This is a genomic window from Streptomyces sp. TRM49041 (genome assembly GCF_008271805.1).
GTDB lineage: Bacteria > Actinomycetota > Actinomycetes > Streptomycetales > Streptomycetaceae > Streptomyces.
On sequence record NZ_VSRY01000054.1, the window covers coordinates 1 to 6976 of the forward strand.

The window sequence follows — 6976 nt, forward strand, 5'->3', positions numbered from 1 at the left end:
CGGAGGCGTTCGCGGCGCGGGCGGCGCCGATGGCCTGCTGGGCGGCGGCCGAGGCCCCGCGTGCGGCGGAGGCGGCGCGGCCCGCGGCGTTGGCGGCCCGCTTGGAGTCCTTGCGGGCCTCCTCGGTCTCCTTCGCCGCCTTCAGTGCGGCTTCCTTGGCCAGCTTCGACGCGGCCACGGCGCGCGCCGACGCCTCCTTGGCGGCCTCGGTCTCCCGCTTGGCCTGCTCACCTGCGGCCTTCGCCTGCGCGGCCAGCTCGGCGACGGACGCCCGCTCCTGGTCCCTGGCCCGTGCCACGTGCTGGCCGACCGTCAGGAACTCGCGTACGTCGTGGATGCTGCCGTCCATGGCGAGCGCGGCGGCCGCCTTGGTGGCGGGCCCGCCGGTGCTCATGATCCGCATGAGCTGGACCCGGTCGTCTGCCTCGCGGGCGCCGTACTGCCCGTAGTCCAGGAACTGCCGGACGTCCTCGATCGATCCGTCCAGCGCGGCCTGCCCGGCCTCGCGGACCCCGCGCCCGCCCTCGTTCACGATCCGCGCGACCTGGACGCGCTGGTCGTCGGCGAGCGGCGCCTGCCAGCCGCTCTCCAGGAAGTTCTCCAGGTCCTCGGGCGTACCGCTCAGCGCCTGCTGGGCTGCCTCGCGGACACCCTTGCCCCCGAGGGAGATCATCTGCAGTGCGGTCACCCGGTCGTCGTGCAGCTCCGCGATCGCCCGCTCACTGTCCAGAAACCGCCGCACATCCGTATCGGTCCCCAGCAGCGCGGCCTCGGCCGCGGCCTTGACGCCGGGTCCCCCGCTCTTCCACAACTCCACGACCCGCCCGCGGTCGGTGTCGGGAATCGAACTCGCCTCGACCACGGCGGCTCCCGCTGCCGACGGCCCGTCAGCGACGGCCGGGCTGACGCCCATGACCCCCGCGGCCAGCGCCATCGAGAGCGTGCTCACGCACAGCGCGCGTAGCCCCCGCCCTCGTCTTCCCCCTGCTCCATGCACGTGTACACGTCCCCTCGTCGAGCGAACCAGACCTGGTCATCGGCCGGTTCACCGCTCTTCAGTTCGCCTGTCGAGCATAACGGCCAAGATCGAAACGCAGACGCGGAATTCGAACATATGACGCGTGGTCATATGCCGGTGAACGAACCCGAGATCCGGGACGCGGGACCCGAGTGCTCTTTCTACGGAAAGGGATCGGGCCTGGGATCAACCCACCCACCCACCCGGCGAGTTGGCGCCCTTATGACTATGCGCGGTCGACTTGCCACGGGCAGTAGCCAGGGCATAGCGTGCGAGAAGACGTGAAAAAAGCGGCCCCCACCGGTGCTGGAACACCGACGGGGGCCTCACCTGCTAGATCGAAAAGAGCCCTTCGATCCATGGCTGAAGCCAACATTAGTGCTGCCGCGCACCCACTCGCCAACCCCGGCTACGGCAAACGGTCTGCCCCCGGCCAACGAACCCGCAGTCACACGGACTTCGCGCACCTGCCGCCCCGCGAAGCGGCCGTCGCGGCGTACATCGACCGCCTGGACGACGGCGCGGACATCTCCATCAAAACGCTCGCCAAGGTCCTCCCCTACGGCCAGTGCGCCCTCGGCACCGCCCTGCGCCGTATCAGCCGCGCCGGCCACCTGCGCCGGGGCAGCGAGCCCGTCGACGCGCCGGACGGCACCCAGAAGTGGATCACCCGCACCTGGTGGACCCGCACACCGCGCGACGACGCCTGGTGGGAGGCGTTCCGGAACGGCGACATCCCGGAGGACCGCGCCCGGGCGACCCGCTCACGCGCGTTCATCCTGCTCGCCGCGCTGGGCCGGACGGCACCCGTCCTGTCCCTGTCGGCAGGCGAGTGCCACGCCCTCGTCCCGCTGGTCGACCAGTGGTTGAGCCGGGGCGCGAACGACCAGTACATCCTCCAGGCCCTGACGGCCGGCCTCCCCAGCCCCGTCCACCACCCGGCCGGCCTGGTCCGCTCCCGCCTCACCAGCAAGCTCCCACCGGAACGCCCCGCCCCGCCGCCCCCACGCCCACCCCTGCGCATGGAGTGCACCCAGTGCGGCATCCCGCGGCCCCCGGACCTCCTCCGCGACGGCGAGTGCGGCCCCTGCCGAGGCGAGCCCACCCCCGACCGCCGCCCGTCCCCACTCCCCCCGGCCAGAGTCCACGCCCGCGCCGCGGAGGCCCGCGCGGCGGCGGCCCTGCACCCCGAAAGGGACCAGAACTTCGAGGAGTCGGCCCGCAGGGCGCCGGAGAGCTGTACCCGAACCGCTTGAGACGGCCCGCCGACGGGCGTCGGTCACCGCCCGGGAGGGCACCGGACACACGTCGCCGCCCCGCCGTCGCCGGCACACGTTCCGCCGTCCCATCGGTTCCCGTCCCGCGTCGCGTCCCGGCAGGTCAGGCGGCAGGAAATCCCAACTCGTCCCACTTCGAACGTCGTACGTCCGCTTCGCTGTTACGTTGCCGAAGCGGATCGAGCACATGCTCGGCCGTGGCCCGGAGCGGGCCGCAGGACCGACCGAACCGAAGCAAGGGGGAACGCATGAGCAGGTCGAGGAACAGGCTGATCGGCGTCGGCGCCGCTGTCGCCATGGCCGGTGGGGCGATGCTGACCGCCGCACCGACGGCCTCCGCCGACTCGGCGTACGGGTGCTCCTGGCCGTACGTGTGCTTCTACAAGACCAAGTCGGACTGGGACGCGCGGAAGCCCACCGCGTCGTTCAAGGACATCACCAGCTACTACCAGAAGCTGGGCAGCAGGAGCCACGGCGCCTACGCGATCTACAACTCCCGCAACGACGACGGCGCGAGCATCCGGTACACCAACGGCTCGACGCTCTGCCTCAAGCCCAACAACTGGCGACTCAACAACTCCTGGACCGCCAACGGCATCAAGATCATGAACAGCGCGAGCTGCTGAAGCCGCACCAATGAGCGGTGCCGGGCCGGATCAGCCGGCCCGGCACCGCTCCACGTGCGCCGAAACAGAGGTCAGAGGTCAGAGGTCAGGCGACGCGCTCCCGCTCGCCCTCCGGGCTGCGGTCCCAGCACTCGACGTTCGTCAGGTCCGGCAGCCGGTCCTTGGTGAAGACCGGGTCCAGGCCCGCGCGGCGCTGCGCCTGGTAGTCCTCCAACAGGCGGAACGCGATGACCGACAGCGGGACGATCGCCGCCAGGTTCACCAGGGCCATGACGCCCATGAAGACGTCCGCGAGGTTCCACACCACGCTCACCGTGCCGAGCGCGCCCAGGAAGACCGTCACCAGGACCAGCATCCGGTAGGCGGGCAGGACCCAGCGCCTGTCCGTCATGTACTCGATGTTCGACTCGCCGTAGTAGTAGTTGCCGATCAGCGTCGAGAAGCAGAGCATGAAGACGACGGCGGTGAGGACGTGCGCGGCCCAGCCGCCCAGCGTCGACTGGAGGGCCGACTGCGTGAGGTCGGCGCCCTGGCGGCCGGCGAGGGCCGGGTTCGTCGTCAGGATGATGAACGCGGTCATCGAGCAGATCAGCAGCGTGTCGAAGAAGACGCCCAGCGCCTGCACCAGCCCCTGCTTGACCGGGTGGGTCACCTCCGCGGTGGCACTGGCGTTCGGCGCCGAGCCGAGGCCGGCCTCATTGGAGAACATGCCGCGCCGGATGCCGTTCTGGATCGCCGCGCCGATCGCGCCGCCCGCGACCTCGCGGAAGCCGAACGCCCCGCCGACGATCTCGGCGAAGACCCGTGGCACGTCGCCGAGGTTGAGGAGGACCACGGCGATGCCCAGAACGATGTAGACGATCGCCATCACGGGGACCAGCAGCTGCGTGACCGACGCGATACGGCGCACACCGCCGAAGATCACCAGGCCGAGCAGCAGCGCGACCGCCGCGCCGACGGCCGGGGCGAACCAGTCGGAGTCGGCGCCGCCGAGCGAGCCGCCCGCGACCGCGATGATCGTGTTGGACTGCACCGCGTTGAAGACGAAGCCGAACGTCACCGTGATCGTGACGGCGAAGACGAAGCCCAGCCACGGCTTGCCCAGCGCGCGCTTCATGTAGTACGCCGGGCCGCCCCGGTACGTACCGTCCTCGACCCGCTCCTTGTACAGCTGCGCCAGCGTCGACTCGACGAACGCCGACGCCGCGCCGACCAGCGCCATGACCCACATCCAGAACACCGCGCCCGCGCCACCGAGCGTGATGGCGCCCGCGACACCCGCGATGTTGCCGGTACCGACCCGGGAGGCGGCCGAGATCGTGAACGCACCGAAGGAGGAGACCGGCTTGCGGCCCCCCGCCACGCCCGCGGGCGCCGGCTCCTTCAGGACGCGGAACATCTCCGGCAGCAGCCGCAACTGGACGCCCTTGGACCTCTGGGTGAAGTAGAGGCCCGCGATCACGACGACCGGGATGAGCAGATACGTCCAGAACACGTCGTTGATGTCGACTATCAGTGAATCGAGGGTCTGCACAGGATTCCTTGTGGGGGGACGACAGGCCAGAGGCCCCCCCGAGGTGCGGGAGGGCCCGGAACATCTTCACATACGGCTGCCAACCAGCCATTACGTCCGAAGTCACACGCGATCTGTTCCGGCCCGGTCCTTACCGGGACCGCGCGCCCCGGCCGTACCGCGGCCGTACCGCCGCGGCCGTACCGCGGCCGGACATGCCCGAGGGCGGCACCCCTGGGAGAGGGTGCCGCCCTCGGTCGATCAAGGACGGGTCCGATCCGCGAGGATCAGAAGTCCATGTCACCGCCCGGCATGCCGCCCGGAGCGGCCGCGGCGGCCTTCTCCGGCTTGTCGGCGATGACGGCCTCGGTGGTGAGGAACAGCGCGGCGATCGACGCGGCGTTCTGCAGCGCGGAGCGCGTCACCTTGGCCGGGTCGATGATGCCCTCGGCGACCAGGTCGACGTACTCGCCGGTCGCGGCGTTCAGGCCGTGGCCCGGGGTGAGGTTGCGCACCTTCTCCACCACGACGCCGCCCTCAAGGCCGGCGTTGACGGCGATCTGCTTGAGCGGGGCCTCCAGGGCGGCCTTCACGGCGGCGGCACCGGTGGCCTCGTCGCCGTCCAGCTCCAGCTTCTCGAAGACGCTGGACGCCTGGAGCAGGGCCACGCCACCACCGGCGACGATGCCCTCCTCGACGGCGGCCTTCGCGTTGCGAACGGCGTCCTCGATGCGGTGCTTGCGCTCCTTGAGCTCCACCTCGGTCGCGGCGCCGGCCTTGATGACGGCCACGCCGCCGGCCAGCTTCGCGAGGCGCTCCTGGAGCTTCTCACGGTCGTAGTCCGAGTCGGAGTTCTCGATCTCCGCGCGGATCTGGTTCACGCGGCCCTGAACCTGCTCGCTGTCACCGGCACCGTCGACGATCGTCGTCTCGTCCTTGGTGATGACGACCTTGCGGGCACGGCCCAGGAGGTCGAGACCGGCGTTCTCCAGCTTGAGGCCGACCTCCTCGGAGATGACCTGGCCACCGGTGAGGATGGCGATGTCGCCGAGCATGGCCTTGCGGCGGTCACCGAAGCCCGGGGCCTTGACGGCGACGGACTTGAAGGTGCCACGGATCTTGTTGACGACCAGGGTCGACAGGGCCTCGCCCTCGACGTCCTCGGCGATGATCAGCAGCGGCTTGCCCGACTGCATGACCTTCTCCAGCAGCGGGAGCAGGTCCTTCACCGAGGAGACCTTGGAGTTGACGATGAGGATGTAGGGGTCCTCGAGGACGGCCTCCATGCGCTCCATGTCGGTCGCGAAGTAGGCCGAGATGTAGCCCTTGTCGAAGCGCATACCCTCGGTGAGCTCAAGCTCGAGACCGAAGGTGTTCGACTCCTCGACGGTGATGACGCCTTCCTTGCCGACCTTGTCCATCGCCTCGGCGATGAGCTCGCCGATCTGGGTGTCGGCGGCGGAGATGGAGGCGGTGGAAGCGATCTGCTCCTTCGTCTCCACGTCCTTGGCCTGCTCGAGCAGGGCACCGGAGACGGCCTCGACGGCCTTCTCGATACCGCGCTTCAGGGCCATCGGGTTGGCGCCGGCGGCGACGTTGCGCAGGCCCTCGCGGACCAGCGCCTGGGCGAGGACGGTCGCGGTGGTCGTACCGTCACCGGCGACGTCGTCCGTCTTCTTGGCGACTTCCTTGACCAGCTCGGCGCCGATCTTCTCGTACGGGTCCTCGAGCTCGATCTCCTTGGCGATGGAGACACCGTCGTTGGTGATCGTGGGGGCGCCCCACTTCTTCTCGAGGACGACGTTGCGACCCTTGGGGCCAAGGGTGACCTTGACGGCGTCGGCGAGCTGGTTCATCCCGCGCTCGAGACCGCGCCGTGCCTCCTCGTCGAACGCGATGATCTTGGCCATGTGAAGTGGTCCTCCCGAGACTGATGGGGGTCCCCCCTGCTCGAGCGAAGGCGAGAGCTTGGGGGAGGATTGCCTCCGGACCGCGCGCGGCGCCCGCGACGGACGGCCTGCACTCCGTGTGGTTCCTTGCCCCACGCGGCCTGCGGGCCTCACCGACGAGGTCCTTCGTTGTCACTCTCACTCGTAGAGTGCTAACGCCAATGATTAGCACTCGCCCTATGAGAGTGCAAGCGCCCCGGCGCTCGACCCGCCCCCCGGCGCCCCTCCCGCCCGGCACTCGGCCGGCCGTCGGCACCCCTCCCGCCCGGGGGCATGCCTGCGACCCACCGGGCCCGACAGCCGCCGGGCAGCGCGAAGGGGTCCGTACCCCTGCCGGGATACGGACCCCTCCGTTCAGTTGCCGTTGGCCGGAACGCGCCGCGCTCAGACAGCGAGCTTGACCATGTCCGCCTGCGGACCCTTCTGGCCCTGCGAGATCTCGAACTCGACCCGCTGCCCCTCCTCAAGGGTGCGGTAACCATCCATCTGGATCGCGCTGTAGTGGACGAAAACATCCGCACCACCGTCGACCGCGATGAAGCCGTACCCCTTCTCCGCGTTGAACCACTTGACGGTGCCCTGAGCCATGCCTA

At 70.0% G+C, this 6976-nt stretch carries 6 protein-coding genes; 2 read left to right on the top strand and 4 right to left on the bottom strand.

All coding sequences use genetic code 11. The annotated features are described in order from the left end of the window. Positions 1–949 (bottom strand): ALF repeat-containing protein (locus FVS66_RS02525; RefSeq protein WP_262386769.1); only part of this gene is annotated, 949 nt, incomplete at its 3' end. Between the two features lie 428 nt (positions 950–1377). Here FVS66_RS02525 and FVS66_RS02530 point away from each other — a divergent pair. Both FVS66_RS02530 and FVS66_RS02535 read left to right on the top strand, forming a co-directional pair. Beyond that, entirely contained in the window at positions 1378–2274 is an 897-nt protein-coding gene (locus tag FVS66_RS02530) for a hypothetical protein (RefSeq protein ID WP_149179300.1), read from the top strand. Positions 2275–2543: 269 nt separating this feature from the next. Next, positions 2544–2921 carry a hypothetical protein gene (locus FVS66_RS02535; RefSeq protein WP_149179301.1) on the top strand — a complete coding sequence of 126 codons (378 nt, stop codon included), beginning with the start codon at positions 2544–2546 and terminating at the stop codon, positions 2919–2921. Positions 2922–3006: 85 nt separating this feature from the next. Here FVS66_RS02535 and FVS66_RS02540 read toward each other — a convergent pair whose 3' ends face one another. From FVS66_RS02540 to FVS66_RS02555, 3 genes are all read right to left on the bottom strand, one after another. Continuing rightward, complete coding sequence (locus FVS66_RS02540; RefSeq protein ID WP_149179302.1) at positions 3007–4455, bottom strand: alanine/glycine:cation symporter family protein; 1449 nt, start codon at positions 4453–4455, stop codon at positions 3007–3009. Positions 4456–4721: 266 nt separating this feature from the next. Next, positions 4722–6344 (bottom strand): chaperonin GroEL, encoded by a 1623-nt coding sequence (groL, locus tag FVS66_RS02545; RefSeq protein ID WP_149179303.1) that lies wholly within the window; start codon positions 6342–6344, stop codon positions 4722–4724. A gap of 423 nt (positions 6345–6767) precedes the next feature. Beyond that, entirely contained in the window at positions 6768–6971 is a 204-nt protein-coding gene (locus FVS66_RS02555; protein WP_005315736.1) for a cold-shock protein, read from the bottom strand. Between the last annotated feature and the right edge of the window lie 5 nt (positions 6972–6976).

Coding starts and splice junctions, on each gene's coding strand:
- FVS66_RS02530 (WP_149179300.1), top strand. CDS start 1,378: ATGGCTGAAGCCAACATTAGTGCTGCCGCGCACCCACTCGCCAACCCC.
- FVS66_RS02535 (WP_149179301.1), top strand. CDS start 2,544: ATGAGCAGGTCGAGGAACAGGCTGATCGGCGTCGGCGCCGCTGTCGCC.
- groL (WP_149179303.1), bottom strand. CDS start 6,344: ATGGCCAAGATCATCGCGTTCGACGAGGAGGCACGGCGCGGTCTCGAG.
- FVS66_RS02555 (WP_005315736.1), bottom strand. CDS start 6,971: ATGGCTCAGGGCACCGTCAAGTGGTTCAACGCGGAGAAGGGGTACGGC.